Source organism: Pseudomonas sp. KH_027 (assembly GCF_057838565.1).
On the sequence record NZ_JBYQOM010000002.1, the window covers coordinates 337,041 to 353,927 of the forward strand.

At 58.1% G+C, this 16,887-nt stretch carries 31 protein-coding genes; 1 reads left to right on the top strand and 30 read right to left on the bottom strand.

Going from position 1 to position 16,887, the window contains the following annotated elements; all coding sequences use genetic code 11:
• Positions 1-251 precede the first annotated feature (251 nt).
• From AC3IYG_RS24385 to AC3IYG_RS24435, 11 genes are all read right to left on the bottom strand, one after another.
• On the bottom strand, positions 252-632 hold the full coding sequence (locus tag AC3IYG_RS24385; RefSeq protein WP_489314227.1) for a hypothetical protein: 381 nt from the start codon (positions 630-632) through the stop codon (positions 252-254).
• Between the two features lie 163 nt (positions 633-795).
• Complete coding sequence (locus AC3IYG_RS24390) at positions 796-1,164, bottom strand: hypothetical protein (protein WP_489314226.1); 369 nt, start codon at positions 1,162-1,164, stop codon at positions 796-798.
• 118 nt (positions 1,165-1,282) lie between these two features.
• The gene (locus tag AC3IYG_RS24395; RefSeq protein WP_489314225.1) at positions 1,283-1,813 is read right to left on the bottom strand and encodes a hypothetical protein; all 531 of its coding nucleotides are present in this window, start codon (positions 1,811-1,813) and stop codon (positions 1,283-1,285) included.
• Between the two features lie 120 nt (positions 1,814-1,933).
• Positions 1,934-2,182, bottom strand: a complete 249-nt coding sequence (locus tag AC3IYG_RS24400; RefSeq protein WP_489314224.1) for a hypothetical protein — start codon at positions 2,180-2,182, stop codon at positions 1,934-1,936.
• A gap of 27 nt (positions 2,183-2,209) precedes the next feature.
• Positions 2,210-2,797, bottom strand: coding sequence for a hypothetical protein (locus AC3IYG_RS24405; protein ID WP_489314223.1), 588 nt, complete (start codon positions 2,795-2,797; stop codon positions 2,210-2,212).
• The gene (locus AC3IYG_RS24410; RefSeq protein ID WP_489314222.1) at positions 2,763-3,632 is read right to left on the bottom strand and encodes a hypothetical protein; all 870 of its coding nucleotides are present in this window, start codon (positions 3,630-3,632) and stop codon (positions 2,763-2,765) included. The genes AC3IYG_RS24405 and AC3IYG_RS24410 overlap by 35 nt, the downstream gene beginning before the upstream one ends.
• A gap of 194 nt (positions 3,633-3,826) precedes the next feature.
• Complete coding sequence (locus AC3IYG_RS24415; protein ID WP_489314221.1) at positions 3,827-4,147, bottom strand: hypothetical protein; 321 nt, start codon at positions 4,145-4,147, stop codon at positions 3,827-3,829.
• A 472-nt stretch (positions 4,148-4,619) separates the two neighbouring features.
• The gene (locus AC3IYG_RS24420; RefSeq protein ID WP_489314220.1) at positions 4,620-4,949 is read right to left on the bottom strand and encodes a hypothetical protein; all 330 of its coding nucleotides are present in this window, start codon (positions 4,947-4,949) and stop codon (positions 4,620-4,622) included.
• Between the two features lie 145 nt (positions 4,950-5,094).
• Positions 5,095-5,841: a hypothetical protein gene (locus AC3IYG_RS24425; protein ID WP_489314219.1), complete on the bottom strand. Its 747-nt coding sequence runs from the start codon at positions 5,839-5,841 to the stop codon at positions 5,095-5,097.
• 336 nt (positions 5,842-6,177) lie between these two features.
• Positions 6,178-6,591 carry a hypothetical protein gene (locus AC3IYG_RS24430; RefSeq protein ID WP_489314218.1) on the bottom strand — a complete coding sequence of 138 codons (414 nt, stop codon included), beginning with the start codon at positions 6,589-6,591 and terminating at the stop codon, positions 6,178-6,180.
• 192 nt (positions 6,592-6,783) lie between these two features.
• Entirely contained in the window at positions 6,784-7,467 is a 684-nt protein-coding gene (locus AC3IYG_RS24435; RefSeq protein WP_489314217.1) for a hypothetical protein, read from the bottom strand.
• 792 nt (positions 7,468-8,259) lie between these two features.
• Between AC3IYG_RS24435 and AC3IYG_RS24440 the strand changes: the two genes are divergently transcribed.
• Positions 8,260-8,547, top strand: a complete 288-nt coding sequence (locus AC3IYG_RS24440) for a DUF7740 domain-containing protein (protein ID WP_489314216.1) — start codon at positions 8,260-8,262, stop codon at positions 8,545-8,547.
• 34 nt (positions 8,548-8,581) lie between these two features.
• On the opposite strand, the gene AC3IYG_RS24445 is transcribed toward AC3IYG_RS24440, so the two are convergent.
• The 19 genes from AC3IYG_RS24445 to AC3IYG_RS24535 all read right to left on the bottom strand — a co-directional run bounded on the left by AC3IYG_RS24445 (position 8,582) and on the right by AC3IYG_RS24535 (position 16,875).
• Positions 8,582-8,800, bottom strand: coding sequence for a hypothetical protein (locus AC3IYG_RS24445; RefSeq protein WP_489314215.1), 219 nt, complete (start codon positions 8,798-8,800; stop codon positions 8,582-8,584).
• A gap of 74 nt (positions 8,801-8,874) precedes the next feature.
• The gene (locus AC3IYG_RS24450) at positions 8,875-9,321 is read right to left on the bottom strand and encodes a hypothetical protein (RefSeq protein WP_489314214.1); all 447 of its coding nucleotides are present in this window, start codon (positions 9,319-9,321) and stop codon (positions 8,875-8,877) included.
• A 26-nt stretch (positions 9,322-9,347) separates the two neighbouring features.
• Positions 9,348-10,100, bottom strand: coding sequence for a hypothetical protein (locus AC3IYG_RS24455; RefSeq protein WP_489314213.1), 753 nt, complete (start codon positions 10,098-10,100; stop codon positions 9,348-9,350).
• A gap of 35 nt (positions 10,101-10,135) precedes the next feature.
• Complete coding sequence (locus AC3IYG_RS24460; RefSeq protein ID WP_489314212.1) at positions 10,136-10,732, bottom strand: hypothetical protein; 597 nt, start codon at positions 10,730-10,732, stop codon at positions 10,136-10,138.
• A 16-nt stretch (positions 10,733-10,748) separates the two neighbouring features.
• Complete coding sequence (locus AC3IYG_RS24465; RefSeq protein WP_489314211.1) at positions 10,749-11,192, bottom strand: hypothetical protein; 444 nt, start codon at positions 11,190-11,192, stop codon at positions 10,749-10,751.
• Positions 11,193-11,207: 15 nt separating this feature from the next.
• Positions 11,208-11,522 carry a hypothetical protein gene (locus tag AC3IYG_RS24470; RefSeq protein WP_489314210.1) on the bottom strand — a complete coding sequence of 105 codons (315 nt, stop codon included), beginning with the start codon at positions 11,520-11,522 and terminating at the stop codon, positions 11,208-11,210.
• An 18-nt stretch (positions 11,523-11,540) separates the two neighbouring features.
• Entirely contained in the window at positions 11,541-12,266 is a 726-nt protein-coding gene (locus AC3IYG_RS24475) for a hypothetical protein (RefSeq protein WP_489332262.1), read from the bottom strand.
• A gap of 115 nt (positions 12,267-12,381) precedes the next feature.
• Complete coding sequence (locus AC3IYG_RS24480; protein WP_489314208.1) at positions 12,382-12,816, bottom strand: hypothetical protein; 435 nt, start codon at positions 12,814-12,816, stop codon at positions 12,382-12,384.
• A 1-nt stretch (position 12,817) separates the two neighbouring features.
• Positions 12,818-13,042 (bottom strand): hypothetical protein, encoded by a 225-nt coding sequence (locus AC3IYG_RS24485; RefSeq protein WP_489314207.1) that lies wholly within the window; start codon positions 13,040-13,042, stop codon positions 12,818-12,820.
• 7 nt (positions 13,043-13,049) lie between these two features.
• Complete coding sequence (locus AC3IYG_RS24490) at positions 13,050-13,277, bottom strand: hypothetical protein (protein WP_489314206.1); 228 nt, start codon at positions 13,275-13,277, stop codon at positions 13,050-13,052.
• A gap of 154 nt (positions 13,278-13,431) precedes the next feature.
• On the bottom strand, positions 13,432-14,007 hold the full coding sequence (locus tag AC3IYG_RS24495; protein WP_489314205.1) for a DUF262 domain-containing protein: 576 nt from the start codon (positions 14,005-14,007) through the stop codon (positions 13,432-13,434).
• 421 nt (positions 14,008-14,428) lie between these two features.
• Positions 14,429-14,737, bottom strand: coding sequence for a hypothetical protein (locus AC3IYG_RS24500; RefSeq protein WP_489314204.1), 309 nt, complete (start codon positions 14,735-14,737; stop codon positions 14,429-14,431).
• Between the two features lie 2 nt (positions 14,738-14,739).
• Positions 14,740-15,063: a hypothetical protein gene (locus AC3IYG_RS24505; protein ID WP_489314203.1), complete on the bottom strand. Its 324-nt coding sequence runs from the start codon at positions 15,061-15,063 to the stop codon at positions 14,740-14,742.
• A 20-nt stretch (positions 15,064-15,083) separates the two neighbouring features.
• The gene (locus tag AC3IYG_RS24510) at positions 15,084-15,434 is read right to left on the bottom strand and encodes a hypothetical protein (protein ID WP_489314202.1); all 351 of its coding nucleotides are present in this window, start codon (positions 15,432-15,434) and stop codon (positions 15,084-15,086) included.
• Entirely contained in the window at positions 15,424-15,663 is a 240-nt protein-coding gene (locus tag AC3IYG_RS24515) for a hypothetical protein (protein WP_489314201.1), read from the bottom strand. The genes AC3IYG_RS24510 and AC3IYG_RS24515 overlap by 11 nt, the downstream gene beginning before the upstream one ends.
• Positions 15,650-15,892, bottom strand: coding sequence for a hypothetical protein (locus tag AC3IYG_RS24520; RefSeq protein ID WP_489314200.1), 243 nt, complete (start codon positions 15,890-15,892; stop codon positions 15,650-15,652). The genes AC3IYG_RS24515 and AC3IYG_RS24520 overlap by 14 nt, the downstream gene beginning before the upstream one ends.
• Positions 15,889-16,137: a hypothetical protein gene (locus AC3IYG_RS24525; RefSeq protein ID WP_489314199.1), complete on the bottom strand. Its 249-nt coding sequence runs from the start codon at positions 16,135-16,137 to the stop codon at positions 15,889-15,891. Before AC3IYG_RS24525 ends, AC3IYG_RS24520 begins: the two co-directional genes overlap by 4 nt.
• A 202-nt stretch (positions 16,138-16,339) precedes the next feature.
• Positions 16,340-16,603 carry a hypothetical protein gene (locus tag AC3IYG_RS24530; protein ID WP_489314198.1) on the bottom strand — a complete coding sequence of 88 codons (264 nt, stop codon included), beginning with the start codon at positions 16,601-16,603 and terminating at the stop codon, positions 16,340-16,342.
• Positions 16,604-16,614: 11 nt separating this feature from the next.
• Positions 16,615-16,875 carry a hypothetical protein gene (locus AC3IYG_RS24535; RefSeq protein WP_489314197.1) on the bottom strand — a complete coding sequence of 87 codons (261 nt, stop codon included), beginning with the start codon at positions 16,873-16,875 and terminating at the stop codon, positions 16,615-16,617.
• Positions 16,876-16,887 lie beyond the last annotated feature (12 nt).

Genomic DNA, 16,887 nt, shown 5'->3' on the forward strand with positions numbered 1-16,887 from the left:
TTCGGCTGGATCAACCTTCCAGCCTTCGCTACACGCGGTGCTCCAATGGGGAGTGCTGTCCTCGTCATAGCTATCGTAATGCGTGACTTTCAGGACGTGCAGGTCATGGCTGGTAGTCATCGCTATCAGCTTTGGCGACTCGCAATCTATCAAGCGGGGCAGTATCTGCGGTGTGTATCTGGTCATCATGGCGGCGGTACTCATTCGTTGCCGTTGAAGGTTCAGCCCCATGCAAGCCGGGGCGATTCCAGTCAAGCTGCGAGGCGTTTATTGCCCCAGCAATCTAGGTCGGCCCGGACGCTAAGTGTGGCAGCATCGAGGGCGGCGGCAACGCTCGGCTGCGGGCCTAGGCAGGCCATCGCAAGCTCCTGAGTCATAGGGCAGCGGTAGTACAGCCAGTAGCTGGTATCGCCGCAACGGCTGCTTACAGCCAGCCCAGTCCAGTCTGCGGCGTACTGCGTGAAGGCAGCCGCGTTATCCGGGGCTGGGCCGAAAATATCGCCGTTGATCATGATGTGCGGCAACTCCAGGTTGGTGCATTGCTCAAGCAGCTCGCGAGGATACGGCAGGGCGCCTTCCACAATCGCAACGGCTGCTTGGTCAATCTGGGAATCGGTCTTCATCAGGCTCATCGGGCAATCCTCATGGGTGCTGTTTAAGTGAGCCCATCGTCAGCCAAGCCCGCTTGTGTCATCGGGGCATCGCGAAAGTCGTGGAACCCCATCCAGGGAAGCGAGGCCAACCCCTAACCGCCAGGGCAAACTCATATTGGCCATTGCGCCCGAAATTGAAGGGTTATGCCGGAATCCAGCGCTCAACACTGCCTTTGCTTCCACAGCGGATAGGGCGCAGCCCCTGCAAGCGGCGCTCGGCGCTGTTGATCAGGTAGTTGAGGCGACCCATGCTGCTACGGGCCTTGCCGAAGGTAGATCGAGGTACGCGCTTGATTTCGGACTTTAGGATTCGAGCAATCTGCTGCTCGCTGCCTTCGATCAGCTCAAGGCATTCAAACGCATCGCAGGCATCCCAGATCGAATCAAAGGAACTCAGCCAGTACCAGCGGGTGGCGAGGCGATACAGCCGGGCTTTCGCATCGAACAAAAGGAACAGCCGGACGCCATCGCAGGTGTAGGAGCTGCGGAGTGTTTCCGTATGGCTATTCATCCCGTCATTTCCGCGTGTAGCGCTCATCGGTCTGTCCTCAAACTGCGGCTGGCGAACGGGTGTAGTCGGGAGCGTGAATAGAATCACTACTCCCGAAACCGGGGGCCGAAAGCGGTATTTATTCGACCAAGTACAGCGTGCCGTCCGGTGTTATGAACCGCTCCATGGATACGCCTGCTTCAAGGCGCAGCACGATCTTGTCATTGACCTTAAAAGCGCTGAATGCCAAGGCATTACTATCAAAGTGAATGTGAACGACTGGAACTTGATCCACGCCGTTCTCTGGGTTGGTGCTTACCTCGGCAGTTACCGACAGCATGTCGTCTACATGGCCTTCGAGGGAGCCAATAGTGAGGCTAAGCTGACCATGGCTGGCTCTCCGGTCTTCAATGTCCATCTGGTGTGTAACCGGCATGTCGCTATCGGCATAGGCGTCCCAGTGCTTCACCTGAATGGAATGCTCGCGACCCATGACCGCGAACTCAAATTTGCCGTCATCACCGAAGATCGAGGGGCCGCGCACAAGGCGCACATCGCGCCCTTCGTATTCAGCCATGACGCTCGCGTCAGTACCAATGGTGGTGCCGGTGATTTGGTATCCAGCTTTTGCCTGATCAGGGGCAGTACCGAACTCGCAGATAGTCGCCATTTAGTGTTCCTCAGATGAATTTGTTAGCGCTTATTCTCTGGCCTGCCACCGCGTGTCACGGGCAGGCATGGAAATATCGTCAACCCCAAAGCCTGGATTTGGCTCCAGCTGCTGTGGGGATCAGAACTCCAGAACCCCCAGCTCTACGAGGTTGCTCTTGATTTCCTCGTAGGCAGCTGTGGTTTGCTCGTTCAAGTCGGTGGAGGCAGCGAGAGCCGCACGCTCGATGCGCTCATGGTCAAGCTCGTCGATCAACGCTTCTGCCATGTGCGCGAATGACTTGCCATTGGTGTTGGTGACGCGGAGCGAGTAGCTGCTCAGAACGTTCTCAACGTCATCGCTGGTGATCTGGAAGGCGGTGCAGGCCATGGTCGAATCCTCGTTTATGTGTGACAGTCAGATGTGGGCTTCTGCCAAGCTCGGCAGGTGCCATGTGTTTGCATCGGAATCCAAAGAGCCATCAATCGCCGCCTCAACCAAGCCAGAATGTGCTGCTTCCAGCATCAGCTTCCCGAAAGCCATCATTTGGTTGGCAGCCACCTCGACGCGCTCAACCAGCTCAGTCACGGTCAGGCTTTGATACTCCGCACTGACGGTGAAATCGGTAATTTCGCAGGCGATGAGGCAGTTGCCCTCGGTTGCCAGCTGCTTCATACGTGGATAAAGCTCGTCAGCATCAAAATTGATCAGCTGGTCGTCTACAAAGTGAGAAGCGGCGAGGGTGATAGCGCGGGCAAATACGTGGCTCATGTCACTTTCCTGTTTGCGTGTTTTGATGGGGTTACGATATGGCCTACAGGCGCGTGTCATCGCCCCACGCATAAATTCGTCACGACCAATAACTGGCTTTGGCATCCATAACTGCCTGTTGGCGGCAAATGAAAAAGGCCGCTGGTGCTGCCAGCGGCCTTGGTGTTGAAGCCATAGTGCGGAGTGGTGCAGCTCTTGATTAGCTGCGTGGCTGTTCCATCGCAGAAGCGGCATTCAAGAATCCTTCATTTCCAAGCGCGGCGCGTGCGGCAGCAAGCTCTTTACGCAAGAAATTCGTTTCGGCGTCATCGAACAAGCGCTCTGCCGAGCCACTGCGGTTGCTTACTGCGTTAGCCGGGTCGCTATTGAGGTCGAAGTAGCGGCCCTGAGTGGTAAGCTCAGCCGCGATTCTGAAAAGCCGTTCTTTGGCTGCCAGAACAGGGTCGCTTTCCGGGATAGTCACACCGCATTCACTTACCACATCAGCTGCAACGCCCTGACCAATCAAGCGCCACTTGGCCTCATGTGCATCCTCATAGCTGACGCCGGTCAGCTCAATGTTTCCTGCTGTGGTGGCGCTGTAAAGCCGCACGGCAGTGTCTTCTCCAGCCGGATTGCCGGCCTCGTCAAAAGCGCTGGCTTGCTTGATGGCGGCACTGCTAGGGAAGAAATCGACGACGAAACGTAATGCGCTCTGTTCCGCGCTACCTGAGTACATAACCGGCTGGAAAATCTGGTCGTTTTCCGTCTGCTCATAGAAATCTACAGCCCGAACCTGAGCATTGAAGTCGTAGCTCTTGAGTGCGGTCTTCATGGCGTCGCGGCGAGCCTTGAAAAGGGTAGAGTTGGCATCTACCTCGCTTGCATGTTTAGGGTCGTTGAACTCAAGCCAGACTTGGACAGCCTTTTCTGCCGCCTGCTCAAAAGCGAACACGGTGCCTGGGTCAAGGTCGCCGCTTTTGATATGCGGGTGGCCCTTTGCAATTTCTGCCCAAAAAGCGTGGACTGCTTCGTCGATGATCTGTGACAGGTTTTCTGCGGCGAGCTGTGCGTTAAGTTCGCGGATCATTTTGTTGCCTCCCCTTGCGGTCGTATTGGATTGGTCAACAATGCGGGCTGAATGCCTGTGTCATTGCCGCGACAAAAAAATCCCGCCCTCCTAGGATCAGGATCGACAATCCAACCGCTACTGACAGGCAAAAAAAGGCCGCTGGAGTTGCCAGCGGCCTTGTTGTCAGGCTCATTGCTTTCGGTGATCTGTGGCTAGCTAAACCGTGTCAGCCATTGAGCGACGATACTGCGAACATCGGGATTATCTGCGTAAAGCATCTGCGCGAGACTGCCTTCACTGGTGTCCTCCAAGCGCTCCAGCCACACGCACCCATCCCACTCAGGCCCAGTGTCTTGGTGGTGCTCGCCAAGAGCCTGTGCCGCTTGCTCAGCATGATCCATCAGCGTGCCGTATCCGATTGAAATGATCGACTTGTCGAGACGATCAGCATTGGCTTCGCCGTAGCGGAGGATCGAATGAAACAGCAGGCCAACGTCTTCGGGGTCTTTGGTGCGAATGTTTGTGGTGATCATGTTTAGTTCCTGGTGTGGGGTTTCCGGTTGACGGGGCAATCATCAGGGCAATGGCTATGTGTCATCGCGGCTCGGTCTACCAAGCTGATAATCGTCAATACCATGGCTGTGAACTGGGCAGCCTGATCCAGAACTATCCGCAGTCGGGCTCAGGACTCTGGAACCCGCTTACCACTGAACCTCACCATCGGCGTAGCCGTATTTCTCGCGCTCGGCTCGATCACGAAGCACAGATGCAGGCGGTGAAGGTGGGAACGCGCGAACTACCTTGATGAAAGGCCCGCTATATCCCGGCACAACACCTTTGACCTGCAACTTGATTTGCAACTCAGCCTCGGTCGGGGCGGTGTAGCACACGCCGTTGGCCCCCGACCGTATATCAGTGAACTCGTAGTGTTCGATGTGCCCCACGGCATTACCCTCAGCGGTGCCTGATAGTGATCACCCAGGCGTTTCTGTTGAAGATTTCGGCTCAGTCAAGACTGGCCACGGATACAGCCTCAAGACCGATAACAAGACCTGAGCCGGCGACAGCGGCGGCACAGCTTTCCAGCACCAGCAGCACACGGCTACCGCTGGAACGGCACGCAAGAGCTTGATCCTTGAACATCAAGTAGACGCCGTTGCTCCACCAGCCTTTGGGCGATCCCCCAGCAGGAGCCCCGCCGATTGGCGTGGTTGCGCCAGCACCATGAACAGCGGCGACAAGGCCGGCGTTCAGGAATTGGCTCACGATCTTAGGCGGCTTGCGGAGGGCGGCGTTGACTCGGGTCAGTAGGTCTGTGCTGGCGGTAGCAGCCATGGGAGTTGCCTCTGTTCAGTTGGTTTGAGCACATTCTGTGGCACCGGAAGCTGTGTCAGCAGTCGAGCTGGCAAATCGCCGAGCCAAAGTCTGGGGTGCGGAAACCCTGCCGCCAATGGGGCAGGGGTTGCGGTCTGCGGCAGCCTCAACCGTTGCAGGTGAGGAATTTCAGGGGCGAGGGGATCACCGCAGGCTGAACCCCGAACAGGTACTGCTCGGCGCAGTCCTTGTCGGCTTGCTGAGGCTTCGCCAAGCACGCCTTGAACTGGAGGGCGTTGAACTCGTCGCCTCGGGCCTCTGCTTCGTCCAGTGCATTCTGCATAAGCCATTGATCAACGCGCTTGAGAGTGTTGGAAGCTTTTCGCTCGCCCTCAAGGTCTACCTTGGGAAACGAGCTGCACAGGCGCCCTGATGAGCTGCGAACGACTTCGCCCGCTGAATATGCGCCGCCCACTTGGCCCTGGCGAACCTGTTCGGTTGGTTCTGGCCGTTGGTTGCTCACGTACTCGGTGTAAAAGCGCAGCAGCTCAGCAGAGCCAGCCTTGAACTGGACGTGAACGGCCAGTGCTCCTTCGTTGCCAGCCAAGCCGGCGCGGTACTGCCTGACCCACTTGTCCCCAAGCGGCTGCCACTCGCCAGCTTCGATGATCGTGTAGCCCTGCTCGTATCGCTTGAAGTGATTGCTGGCAGAGGCAGCGCGAGCAAGCCGGAGCCCTTCTGGGTGCTCGGTGACGATGGATTCCGGGCTGCACTCAACCATAACCCCAGACTCCTGAATCACCCCCGTGCCGTCCGGCATGATCCAGCCCAGGGCTGTGTAACCGTTGGAGGTGAATCGACACTGGATGCCGATCATGTCGATGCGCTCGATGCTTTGTTGCTGCCAGCTCATGGCTATGTCCTTTGTGATGGATAGGGAGCCATCATCCACGCCAAGACGCTGTGTCATCGCAATCGCGCATACATCCTCGATCACCAACCCGAGCATCGAGAAGACAATCAGCAAGACAGAAAAGACAAAGCCCGCTTTCGCGGGCCTTGCATGGTGGAACTACTGGGGGTCTACCTCATCCAGCAGCGCCTGTGCTGACTGAATATCCTGGCAGAGTTGGCAGCAGCATGACTGCGAATGGTCTTGGGGTGTAACAGACTCGATCAAGCAGCCGAGGGCGGATACCAATTTCAGTTGCTGTTCAGCAGAGAGATTCATGAGGGCACCTATGGTCAGTTAGTTGGCTTGCAGAAGCTCGCGCAGTTCGGCGACCGCGATATTTGCAAAGAACTCGCCAGTGGCCTCGTAAACATGATCGTCCTCAATGATTTCGGTGTCGCAACCGGACAGCACCAGCCGGATATGACTGCCCTCGTTGAAGGCGTCCAGGAACAGCTCCAGGTCGAGAACCGACTCCAAGTCAGTATCGTCACCATCCTCATTGAGGAAGCTGGCTTCGAAGCCATCTTCGGCGAGGTCTACGCTCAGAGACTTGATGCGGGTATTGCTGTTCAGCAGCTCCACAAAGTGATCAATAGCTGCCAAGGTCTTGGCTGTGAAGCGAACGACAACAGTCTCCGGGGTCAGGTCGGAGCTGAGGTTGTCCATGCCAAAGGTTTCGAGGGAGAGGGTGATCGACTTCTGGGTCATTGCGGCGCTCCTGTTGAGCTGTCTTTGATGGGCTCAGTATCAATGCTGCGTGGGTGTGTCATCGCCAGCTGGTGCCAGAAAGCAGAAATGCTCACTCCCCATGCTGGCGTCCGACCACAAGGCCAGCAGGCAGACAAAACAAAGCCCGCAGATGCGGGCCTTTGTCTTCCGAGAGGCGTCCGGTGCCCCCGGTTATGCCGCTACCGAATGCTGGTCGCGCTTGGCAAGCATCGCAAGGACTTGCTGCCGGATAAGATCGCGCTCTGCGCGGGCTGCTGCGTCGCGAGTCTTGAAGGTGAAATCTCCAGGCTTGCCAATATTTACCCGGCGCGGGTCACAGACGATTCGCCAGCGGCCATCTTCATAGTTATTGCTCACGCAGCCAGTCGCGCCGCTGGGGTAGGTGTTGTTGACGTACCAGCCGCCATGACGCCAAGGGCTGTAGGATGGTTTCCAGTCTGCATCGACAGACAGTGCGCGAGTGATGTTGAAGTAGCTGACATTGGCCCAGGCTGCTGCCCGGTTCACGAAGCTGACAGTCACCTGCACTTGGACTTGGGCTCCGCGCTCGACTGCGGTGAAAACCATTACCAGATTGCCGTCTTCCTCAAGCCATTCGCCTGTCTCGGTGGCCTTGTCCCCGTAGTGGCCGCTAGCGAACGCGCTCTGTGCAACGGCACGGCGGGCCAGGAGCAGTGCAGCAGTGTTTTCGGTCGAGATAGTCTCGGCCAAGTAGAGGTTCTGCGAGCCGTCCGTGTGATCGACTCCGGTGCCATTCGGCATGATCCAGCCGGCGTGTTCAATGCCATGGCTCTTGAAGGTGCAGCTCACGCCTTGGGCTTCGATCTGCGCTTGGGTGAAGGTCTGGTTGTTCATGGGTAGTGCCCTTGCTGTGTTTGATGGGCAAATGATGCTGGCAACTGCTGCGTGTCATCGGGGGGTAGTGATTCCTCGCAAACATCCTCGCAGCCCAAAACTGGAACCGACGAGTGGCTTCGCTGGCGCTGGGGGATCACCAGTTTCCGAGGCTGAGATTAAGTGATTGATACGCCTGGGTGAGAGCCGCCTAAGCGGCGGCAATTGGTGCATAGCTACTGCGACCCTATGCCCGCTCAATCTGCATGCCGTGATCAAGCTGCGGCCATCCCCGCGAAGTCAGAATGCCAACGACAGAAAGCGACGCACCCTTCGGATTCGTCCACCTGACCCAATAGAGGCGATCTGCCGGGCTGTCCTCGGCATCATCAGTGCCAATTGCCACCTCCCAGTTTTTCACCGCCTCCAGGAATCCCTCAGTATCAAGCGACCGCTCCGCATAACGCTTTAGGCGCTGTGCAAGGCCGCTACTGATTACTTCGTCAGTTAGGTGTACTTGAGTGGGAAGGCTTTGCCCGCACATATCAAATCGAGCCGGGCCTCGCACGTAGACTTCGGTTGTGAGTTCCATCTGAATCCCTATGGCAATCTGAACTGGTAAGCCCATGATCACGTCTGCATGCCCGTGTCATCGGCCAAGGAGCACGTCAGGCAAATATCCTCACTCCCTACGCCAGGAACCGACGAACAGCATGGGGTTGAGCGGTAGCGGCCCGGCAGGGGCGTTAAAATTCATGGCCAAGCCAGCAGTGCTGGCGCACCTAACCAACGTTCACCGAGTCTGAGAAAAGCATGCTGGTAGCCATGAAAACCCCGAGCCCCGCCAAGCAGGTCAGCCTGCTCACTGCGATCACAGCTTTGGCCTTGGCTGCGAGGATTCATGGAACCGACAAGGCGGTTATGGAGACTGGATTCCGCCTATTGGCCGGGTTGAGCCCGAACTATCAGCCCGTAGTCCTGGCAATCATCAACGCGGCATCGCCTTTGGCACACATGAACCAGTACGTGGCCACCCTCCCGAACAGAATCCTGGAAATGAAGATGAAGGCGCCGGCTTTGCCGCTGCTTGGCACTGGCTAATCACGCCGGTACTTGGGGGAAAGCGAGTAGGGGCTTAATCGGTAGGGGCTGAGCCCGGCATTTGGGCCTGTGATGAAGCGTTATCAGCTTCCATCGCAAGGTCAACCTCGCGGGCCATTTGCTCGATGCTTACGCCAAGCTTGGCCGCGACCCTGCCTGCGTAGTACCGCCAGCGCTGAGCATCCTTCGACATTTCGCACAGTGCCCTATCAGCTGCGTCAAAAAGGGCAATTGCTCGACTCTGGTCGGTCATGCGACTTCACCCCTAGGGCTGGGGTTTGAGAATTGGCGGCAAACGCAGTTGCGACGATTCATGCAGATGCTCGATCAGTTGGCTTTGTCTCGCGAGCTGTTCGATTGGGCGTCGCGCTGGCGCAGTCGTTCCATCATTTCCTGGCCCTGAAACATACTTTTTACATCTTTGAATCCGACCCGAACCCACTTTTGCTTGCCATCGACTAGCAGGCGCAGCTTGTGACCATGCTCGTCCATGCCGAGGGTGAGCAGCGTTACTTCGTTCGCGGGCGGGCACTGATCGGGGTAGGCGTTTAGGTCATCCTGCTTTTTGTCAGTTTCGACCATGACAGCCCCGGAGAGCACCATGGCGGCATAGCCGAGGCCGAAGAAAAAAGGGAAGGCCAAAAGGAGCCACCATAGCGAAAGGTCAGTGCCTTGCATGTATCCGACAATCAGGGTGACAGCGCACATGCCGACTGCAATAAGCACTGTCTCAGTGAAAAAACGGGTGGCGCTCATATGGCGATAGTCGATCATCGAAAACTCCAAAAAAGCGGGGCAGGTTACAGGGCCGGTATTCTATCTGGGTATGCACCTGGAAGCGGGGACATAGCGGGTTTACCGGCCTGCTTCACGCGGATGCGGTTGATTGTTTCGGGATGGCTGATTCGCTCCAATTCAGTTTCGCCCGCACCGTGCATGTCCAGCTTGTGAGCGAGGCATAGCGCTGCAAGCGTCACCATAACTCCGCCGACCTCTTGCGAGCGCTCGCCAATCGGACGCCCGTACACATAAGCGACCAGCTTGATCGCTTCATCCTCGGTACATCCGCACGCCTGGACTAGCTCAAGAGCTTCCTCAAGGAAACGATGGTTACGCTCCATTCCATCAACAGCGATGGCCTCGCCAAAGCACTCCAGCAGCCACGGGCGAACGCGAGACTGAAACGTCAAGCAGGTCTGAACCGGCGATGCAGCAAAGGCAGCCAGGGCGCGGACAGCAACCCCTACTTGAGCGGGAAGCTCCGTGCCGGCTTCTGGATGGATAAGGCGCCCGGAGAGGAACCCCAGCAGCGCCGCTACCTGCGGGCGCAAGAACTCAATATCGGAAACCAGGGCTCGGCGCGTGGCCTCGGCAGCTTCCATGTAGTCATTTTTGTGCTGGTGCAGTGCCGCGACTTCCCGCTCAAGCCTCTCTTTCTCAATGCGCAGGGTGTCGTGTTCGGTTGCCAGCACGAAGTCGGCCCGCTCGTTGTGGCCACCATGGAAAAAGGAGTAGCGCTGCGCGAAACAATGTTCTGCCGGATTGTCATTCATGAGTAGTTGTCTCCACGCTGTGTCGCATGCAGGTCTTAGTAGATGGTTCCGGGCTTGAGCATCATGGTGAGGGTCTTCCCATCGTGCATTGCCCGTGCAATGCGGGTCAGCCCGTACCTGAAAGCCACGTTTTTGCCTTCCATGGTTTCTACTGCGCAAATCCAGTTTGCCTTTGCTTCGCCGTGGGCAACGCTATCGAGGGTCAGGAATCCCTGGCGTTGATTGCCGCCTACTGGCCAACGGATCGTCACTGGGACTCGAACCCCTGCTTGGGAAGCCATGCGGGCGCTGTCGATCAACTCCCTGGCTGCAACGCCCTCTGCGCTGTCTAGCCAAGCAATGATCAGCTCCTGGATTTCCTCTACGGCGCCCAGCGTTACGGGCTCCAGGTCGTCAAAGGCGAAATGGCTGACCATGCAGGTTTCGGCATGGGCCAGGAAAATATGGGTGTCATTGACGCCAGCGAAGTAGAAGGGCACGCCCAGGTTGCGGACTTTCAGCGGGACTCGATCACAACAGCTCTTACATACCGTTTTCAAGTACATGCGCAGGTGGTCATGCTGCATCGGGGTAGTACGAGCCCGTTGCTCTCCAAGCTTGTCGAGTAGGCTATCCAGCGGATTAAAACTCATGCGTAGTGTTCTCCAGTTAATCCGCAACAGGGCTGCGCTGGTCAGTGTCGGTTGCGAAAAAGTAGTCGAGGCCAGCCTGAATCCCCGATTCCCAATCTGAGGCCTCAGTCGTGCCGACGCTGTAGGGGCACTTGGCCTCAAACTCCCAGTCATCCCCCCAGAGGATCGCGGCGGCACGCCCTTTGATCCAGGCCCTGGACTTGTCCGGGAAGTCGTTCGGTGCCGCGATGATCGCGTCCCCCAGCGGTAGCGAGGCGTTCCAGAGGGTCATCACTCTTGCGGCATCAGCCCTGGCAGCAGGCGAGTCCGGGCCGAATAGCGCAACAGCCAGTCCAGAGCCGTCCTCAGCCTCCAGAATGACTTGTGGCGACTGATCGTCGCCCTCCTTTGGCAGCCGGAGAGTGACCATCAAGCGCTTTCGGGTGAACTGCGTTGCGTCTACTTCGAGTGGGGGCGTCATTTCGATTGTCTCGCGTCAGGCCTGTTGGCGAAGCCGGGCGACCTCGGCCAGCAACTTGGGGCAGACCACACGCCAGACCGGGGCGACAACGTAGCCTGTGACAGCGCCTTTACCTGTTTCCTCGAATTGGCCGGTGGCGAGATAGCCGGCGAGAAGGTCTTCCCGGAGGTTCCAGCTTGGGATGCAAATCTCGTCGTCTTCAATCTGAGCAGCGACGATGTTGCAGGTCAGGGCGCCGTAGGGCTCGCCGTCATCGGACATGAGGCGAAACGCAATTCGCTTGTTGGCGTAAAGCGTAGGTTGCAGGGTGAGGGTGTCCACGGTTTCCATGCGCTGCGTCTCTGCCGGTTACTCGGTTGGGGTTTCAGGTTTAGCGCTGTGCTCGATCAGCGACACGGACTGGTTGCGCAGTGCCTCCAGGCCGGTGCGGGTCGCCATGTCGTTGACGTAGGCCTCCAGCTCGATCTTGCCGGCGCTTACGGTCTTTTCCATTGCGGTTGCCATTTGCTTCTGCACAAAAGCCATGGAGTTGGGCATGCCTACGCTCAGGCTGCTGGCCAAGTCACGCAGCTCTTTAAGCGTGCCCTTGTTTGCCTTGCCATCTTCCAGGGCTTTGTCCAGGCCTTCCAGCAGAGTCGTTGCAGTTTCCATGTACTTGGCGCATTTCTCGCGAATCTCGCGGTCGAACTGCTCCATCATGGTTTCGGGGGATTCGATGCGTGGAACCAATTGGATGGGGGCGGCATCATCCGGGCGGCTCTCGAATGTGATCGGCACTGCGGCTCCGCCTTGGGAGCTGATGAACCCCGCCCACTGCGCCTCGCTCATCTGGAATGAAACAACGTTGCGGTCGGAGTGAATCCAGTCGCGGTTGAGGTGGCGATCCAGGTGCGCGGTACTCAGGGTAATCGTCAGCACGGTTCGGTGATTCAGGTCGGAGCCAAACAGCTCCAGTCCTCCCTGGCCGCAAGTCCCCTTCATGAGGCTAATAGTCCCGTAGGCGGGGTGTCGGTAGCGTTCGCCATCCATAGGGCCATCAAGGGGCGTCACCGTGGGCAGCTGTTTATCGACCATCAATCTGTCCTCTTTGTGCTTTCTCGCTACCAGTGGAGCTGTAGGCTCACGCTGGCGCCGGGGTACTGGTTTATTGAGGCTCATTCTGAGCCATGTTCTTGTGTGTCAGCGCCACTCAGCCCTGAATTTCACATTGTTCTTGGTCGGCTAGTAATCGGGCGTGGCGCTCAACGCATTTGCCGCAGAGCTTCCGCCCGGTCACGTCCGCGCCGTCCGGCACAAGGAACCATTTGGCCCGCGACTTCATGCGCCAAGCGTTGTCCTTGGGTTTGTGGCCACACAGACCCTTGCCCGTGCTGGGAATCACCCAGTGCAGCATGTGCCCGCCATTCGCCCGCGCCAGCGCTGGGATCGTGCTGGTGCCAAAACCCACGGTGGGACGCAAGAGGGCCGGCATTCCGAGCACAGCCTCGCGCCCATCGGGGAACTGGCAGTCGTAGTGTGCCCCGGTAATGGAATACACGGCATCTTCACCCCAGCGGATTGCCTTACCGCAATGGCAGCACAGGCCCTCGTCTTGGCACTGCGCTATGTGCTCACGGCTCATCATGTCAGTTCGCGCCTTCTGGTTGATCCTGGTACTGGCTATCCTGGGCATCGCGGTAACTGACGCACTCATTGTTCTGGTCGAGGTGCGCCCCGCAGTCCTGGCAGAACCGAAACCAGCACTTGGGATTTCGGCACTTCCAGTCTCCCCAGTTGCCGCCGACTGAGCCGGGATGCTCCAGCTCAGTGCCGCAGTCGCAGTGCGTGCGCTTGTTGGTTCCGGCAGGCATGGCTGCTCTACACCCGTGAAACAATGTCGTTGCGCGACTCAGTGCCGGCGTAAAGCCGTCCGCTCTTGTGCCAACGATCCTGGGTGCCGCAATCAGCATAACCACCGACGCACCCAAAGCTGTGCCGGGTTGATGCTTGCTCGATGGTGACTCGCTCTCCGCCACGGGTCAGGTACTCCCCTGGTTCGCTGATAACGACTGGCAGATTGACGAAGGCTGCGAAGTAGGCGCTCATGAGAGGTTCCTTGTCCGGGGCTGGTGCTGGTGACGGTGTGATTTCGTGATGTGCCTATTCTCGCCCTGGCCGCTGTGTGTCACGGCGAGTAGTTGCATCAGGTCATGAAATCCTGAGCCCCGAAAGCAGGAAGCCAGAAGACTTTGCGGATGGGTCAGGCAGAGGCCTGCGCCTGGGCCAGCAGGCCACGCACTCGCTCGATTTCCTCGGCGCTGTGAGGTGTGCCACCGGCATTCAGTGCGAGATAGTGCGCAAGTAGGTCAGCCCGCTTGGTGAATCCGTGGATCGCGACCTTCATGTAGATGCGCTTCGGTGAGAACTGGGTGCCAGACAGCTCCTGAGCAGTGAAGCCGAACGGCTTGACGTTGCCTTTGACGAACTCAGTAACTGCGGTGTACCGCTGCAATCCATCGACGCACTGCAAGCCCTTCGGGAGGTCTGATTCGGGGTCAGGCTCCCCCCAATCAGCACAGTTAAGCTGGATGAGAAATCCGCTCGACGCGACGATGCCGCGCATGCAGTTTTCTATGTAGTGGGCTTGCTGAAAGGCCGTCCACACATGCCCGCGCTGGAAGTCAGGATTCAACTCCAAGCCACCATAGTCATTGCCCAGGTTAGCCAAGGACTTTTCCAGCGAGTCCCAGCGATAGTCTGCTTGCCATTTGGCCGTGTGCAGCGGCCTGACAATAGTGAGCACATGCTGCTCGAACTCGGAAAGCTCGCGTGCCATGTCGTAAATCCTCGTCGGGGCCGGCTGGCCTGTTTTGGTGAGGTGCCAATTGTCAGGTGCCAAATGGTGTGTCACCGCGACGAATGAATGATCGCAGAAATCCTCGAACCCTATGCTGGCGCTTGAGGGAAGGAATGGATTAACCCCGCTCAAGCAGTTTGAGAAGGCCTGACCTGGATGTGAGAATGGCGGGCAGCAATTGATACTGCCCGAAGGGCCGTTATCCTCTCTGACAGACCAATACACCTCGCTGCTTTAGGCCAGTAGGAATTCAGCATTGAACACCAGCTCGCACAACAACAGGCTCGGCGGGGTAGCTGCCTACTTCACGGCAGCCATCACATTAGCGCTGGCAAGTATGGTGATGCTCACCATCCTTACGATGATCGCTACTGACAACTCCCGCTCCCGCGCTGAGTGCTTACGATCTGCCCAGGCCATCGAACAGTGCCCCCAGGCTAGCTGGTGGGAAGTCGTCTTGAGGAAGGGGCTCGGCCTGTGATCCAGTGTGACGCAAGCCAGCGACCTCCGACGAACCACATGCGGTGGTGGGCAGCGACACTACCGAGCAAGTGACCCCCTCGAACGTCCACCACCATTGCGCCTGATGGTCGCCGACCTTGACCGTTACACGGCCTTCGCCGCCCGGATCATGGATGACTTCGCCGTGTTCGCCGCAATACTCGATCACAGCACCTGCCGGCAGCGGCTCACGCCCGATACTTGCCATGGTCAGGCTGCTCCCTTGGTTTCCGCTTGATCATCGTTGCTGCTTTGCCCAGCACCAATTTCGCGCCAGCCCTCGAACTCGCTGGCGGCGAGGTGTTTATCGCCGTTGGTGGTGTCGGTGTAGCTGTATTCTTCCTCGCGCACCATGTTGACCAGCAGAAATTCGGTGCGCAGGATCACCCCGCCAAAGCCGCGAGGCTGATGAACGCGGACGGCCTCGACTAGCTTCCCAATCTCGGGCTTGGCCTCGTCGATCAGGGTGAAGCCCATGGATTTCCAGCGTGCTTCGCGCTCCAGCTGGTATTCGGTCTTGATCTGCTGCGACATGGGTTCTGTCCTCTGGCCCGTTATGGTCGGTCAAGCATGTTTTTGATGGCGTCGGCGGCGTCGTAAAGCCCCAGTTTGTTTGCAATCACCCGCAGGTCAGCCAACTGGGCTGCTGTCGAATCCTGGCGCTGTGACAGCTGAGGAAGGCTTGCCAGAACCGAGCGCAGGTTCTGGGGCATGGCCGAGCGCTGAGGCTTGTCGTCGATGCGCTCGCCGGAGCGGTTGAATACGGCGTTGGGCTCGGCGTCGAAATCATGGGCGTCGTGGGCCACGCAGCGGGCGCATGAGGCGTTACGGGCGCCGTTGGGGTCGTCATCCAGGTGACACAGTGCCTCACCGCAGTCGATGCAGTTGCCGCGTTCATTGTCCATCGCTTTTCTCCTGTACCGCACTGCTGGCTTGCGCAGCCACGCGTTCGATGTTCTTAGCTGCGTCCACCCATGCGGCGGAAGCGGTCTTGCCTTCGCCGAGGCGCACACTATCCCGTCCTTCCGGGAAGCCAGACCAGATGAGGTAGTAGCCACCACCACCGTGGGTGCTATAGCGCTTTTTGCTGGCGCGGGAATAGACCGCTTTGACCTTCTGCTCACTGGTGGCCATGGGTTTCTCCATTGCCATCCGTGGATTTGGCATTGCGCTCTGCGCTGAGCCGATCCCAGAAGCCGTTGACCTTTTCCTCATGCCACTCAGCTGGAGCGTCAGCATTGAGGTTGCCGCCTTTGCGGACATGCCCGTCTGCAAACGCCCAGCCGGAGGCATAGCGGTCGGTGCAGTCATCCGGTACAGGCATCGCCAGGATGCTGGTGGACGGTAGGGTGTCGATACTCACGGGGCCACCCCATCGGATTTAGATCCGTCAGCGGGAACGTCAACCAGCGGGCCGTCTTCTTTCGCGCCCCCGTCCTCCAGGTGGGCAAACATGGCATCGCATTTCTCTTTGCCGTGGGTGCTCGCGAACTTATTCAGACGCATGCGGCAATCGATACGCTCAAGCTGGTTCGGGCTGGACACTCCATCCACAAGATCGTCGAACTCGACAATCTCGTCCTTCGTCCAAAGCGGTTTTTGTTCCATCGGTACGATCCTCGGGCTCAAATGCGTTCAGGATGGGCGACGATTTTTCAAGGCACGCTACTCTAGCTCAGGGGCTTCGCAATGACCGGATACCCGTCCAGGCTGGCTACTGACTCGGGCTAGTCGCCCCTCCTGACCGCACTTCTGGTCAATTGGGCATGGGTATATTAGGGCTAGCCGGCGTGTGTCACGCCGGGTTCGCTTAAATCAGGCGACAGGATGCGCGCAAATCTCGATTCTCAATGGCGGCATCGAGAACATCCAGTGCCGCCATGCCCGTGATCCAAGTGCCACCGGCACGGCTGCTCATCCCCTGAACCACTTCACGGGCCTCGGCCAGGGACTCAACCGGGGGCATCAGGTTCAGGTTGCGATTGTTGTTTGCCAGCGTGACGGCATCCGAAAGCGAGTAGTCGGCGAACGGATGACGGACGTTGTTGCTCAAGTCAATTGCGGTTGTCTGCATGGATTTTTCGCTCACTTGCGGAGTTTGAAGCCGGAGGCATCCAGCGCCTCAAGCTCTGCTGTTGGGATGCCTGTTGCAAGGTTCCATAGCGCCGCCACTCGGCGAGCTATCTCGGACTTGGTTTCTTCGTCCTGGCAGTAGTTGTAGGTCGAAGTGCAGAGAGGATATTTCCCGTCTGCCACACGAACTGTGCGCGCCCTCCATCCGTCGCTCACAGCAGCTCGCATGGAAATCAGTTTTTCAGCTGACTGGTTCGGGTCATTTTCCGACATGGTTCTCTCCTT

Coding starts and splice junctions, on each gene's coding strand:
- AC3IYG_RS24440 (WP_489314216.1), top strand. CDS start 8,260: ATGCTGGTAGCCATGAAAACCCCGAGCCCCGCCAAGCAGGTCAGCCTG.
- AC3IYG_RS24515 (WP_489314201.1), bottom strand. CDS start 15,663: ATGGCCACCAGTGAGCAGAAGGTCAAAGCGGTCTATTCCCGCGCCAGC.
- AC3IYG_RS24535 (WP_489314197.1), bottom strand. CDS start 16,875: ATGTCGGAAAATGACCCGAACCAGTCAGCTGAAAAACTGATTTCCATG.
- AC3IYG_RS24470 (WP_489314210.1), bottom strand. CDS start 11,522: ATGGAAACCGTGGACACCCTCACCCTGCAACCTACGCTTTACGCCAAC.
- AC3IYG_RS24525 (WP_489314199.1), bottom strand. CDS start 16,137: ATGGAACAAAAACCGCTTTGGACGAAGGACGAGATTGTCGAGTTCGAC.
- AC3IYG_RS24420 (WP_489314220.1), bottom strand. CDS start 4,949: ATGGCTGCTACCGCCAGCACAGACCTACTGACCCGAGTCAACGCCGCC.
- AC3IYG_RS24475 (WP_489332262.1), bottom strand. CDS start 12,266: ATGGTCGATAAACAGCTGCCCACGGTGACGCCCCTTGATGGCCCTATG.
- AC3IYG_RS24510 (WP_489314202.1), bottom strand. CDS start 15,434: ATGGACAATGAACGCGGCAACTGCATCGACTGCGGTGAGGCACTGTGT.
- AC3IYG_RS24410 (WP_489314222.1), bottom strand. CDS start 3,632: ATGATCCGCGAACTTAACGCACAGCTCGCCGCAGAAAACCTGTCACAG.
- AC3IYG_RS24425 (WP_489314219.1), bottom strand. CDS start 5,841: ATGAGCTGGCAGCAACAAAGCATCGAGCGCATCGACATGATCGGCATC.
- AC3IYG_RS24385 (WP_489314227.1), bottom strand. CDS start 632: ATGAGCCTGATGAAGACCGATTCCCAGATTGACCAAGCAGCCGTTGCG.
- AC3IYG_RS24460 (WP_489314212.1), bottom strand. CDS start 10,732: ATGAGTTTTAATCCGCTGGATAGCCTACTCGACAAGCTTGGAGAGCAA.
- AC3IYG_RS24405 (WP_489314223.1), bottom strand. CDS start 2,797: ATGCCGCTTCTGCGATGGAACAGCCACGCAGCTAATCAAGAGCTGCAC.
- AC3IYG_RS24395 (WP_489314225.1), bottom strand. CDS start 1,813: ATGGCGACTATCTGCGAGTTCGGTACTGCCCCTGATCAGGCAAAAGCT.
- AC3IYG_RS24435 (WP_489314217.1), bottom strand. CDS start 7,467: ATGAACAACCAGACCTTCACCCAAGCGCAGATCGAAGCCCAAGGCGTG.
- AC3IYG_RS24495 (WP_489314205.1), bottom strand. CDS start 14,007: ATGGCACGCGAGCTTTCCGAGTTCGAGCAGCATGTGCTCACTATTGTC.
- AC3IYG_RS24490 (WP_489314206.1), bottom strand. CDS start 13,277: ATGAGCGCCTACTTCGCAGCCTTCGTCAATCTGCCAGTCGTTATCAGC.
- AC3IYG_RS24500 (WP_489314204.1), bottom strand. CDS start 14,737: ATGGCAAGTATCGGGCGTGAGCCGCTGCCGGCAGGTGCTGTGATCGAG.
- AC3IYG_RS24455 (WP_489314213.1), bottom strand. CDS start 10,100: ATGAATGACAATCCGGCAGAACATTGTTTCGCGCAGCGCTACTCCTTT.
- AC3IYG_RS24485 (WP_489314207.1), bottom strand. CDS start 13,042: ATGCCTGCCGGAACCAACAAGCGCACGCACTGCGACTGCGGCACTGAG.
- AC3IYG_RS24400 (WP_489314224.1), bottom strand. CDS start 2,182: ATGGCCTGCACCGCCTTCCAGATCACCAGCGATGACGTTGAGAACGTT.
- AC3IYG_RS24430 (WP_489314218.1), bottom strand. CDS start 6,591: ATGACCCAGAAGTCGATCACCCTCTCCCTCGAAACCTTTGGCATGGAC.
- AC3IYG_RS24480 (WP_489314208.1), bottom strand. CDS start 12,816: ATGATGAGCCGTGAGCACATAGCGCAGTGCCAAGACGAGGGCCTGTGC.
- AC3IYG_RS24445 (WP_489314215.1), bottom strand. CDS start 8,800: ATGACCGACCAGAGTCGAGCAATTGCCCTTTTTGACGCAGCTGATAGG.
- AC3IYG_RS24505 (WP_489314203.1), bottom strand. CDS start 15,063: ATGTCGCAGCAGATCAAGACCGAATACCAGCTGGAGCGCGAAGCACGC.
- AC3IYG_RS24465 (WP_489314211.1), bottom strand. CDS start 11,192: ATGACGCCCCCACTCGAAGTAGACGCAACGCAGTTCACCCGAAAGCGC.
- AC3IYG_RS24415 (WP_489314221.1), bottom strand. CDS start 4,147: ATGATCACCACAAACATTCGCACCAAAGACCCCGAAGACGTTGGCCTG.
- AC3IYG_RS24390 (WP_489314226.1), bottom strand. CDS start 1,164: ATGAATAGCCATACGGAAACACTCCGCAGCTCCTACACCTGCGATGGC.
- AC3IYG_RS24530 (WP_489314198.1), bottom strand. CDS start 16,603: ATGCAGACAACCGCAATTGACTTGAGCAACAACGTCCGTCATCCGTTC.
- AC3IYG_RS24450 (WP_489314214.1), bottom strand. CDS start 9,321: ATGATCGACTATCGCCATATGAGCGCCACCCGTTTTTTCACTGAGACA.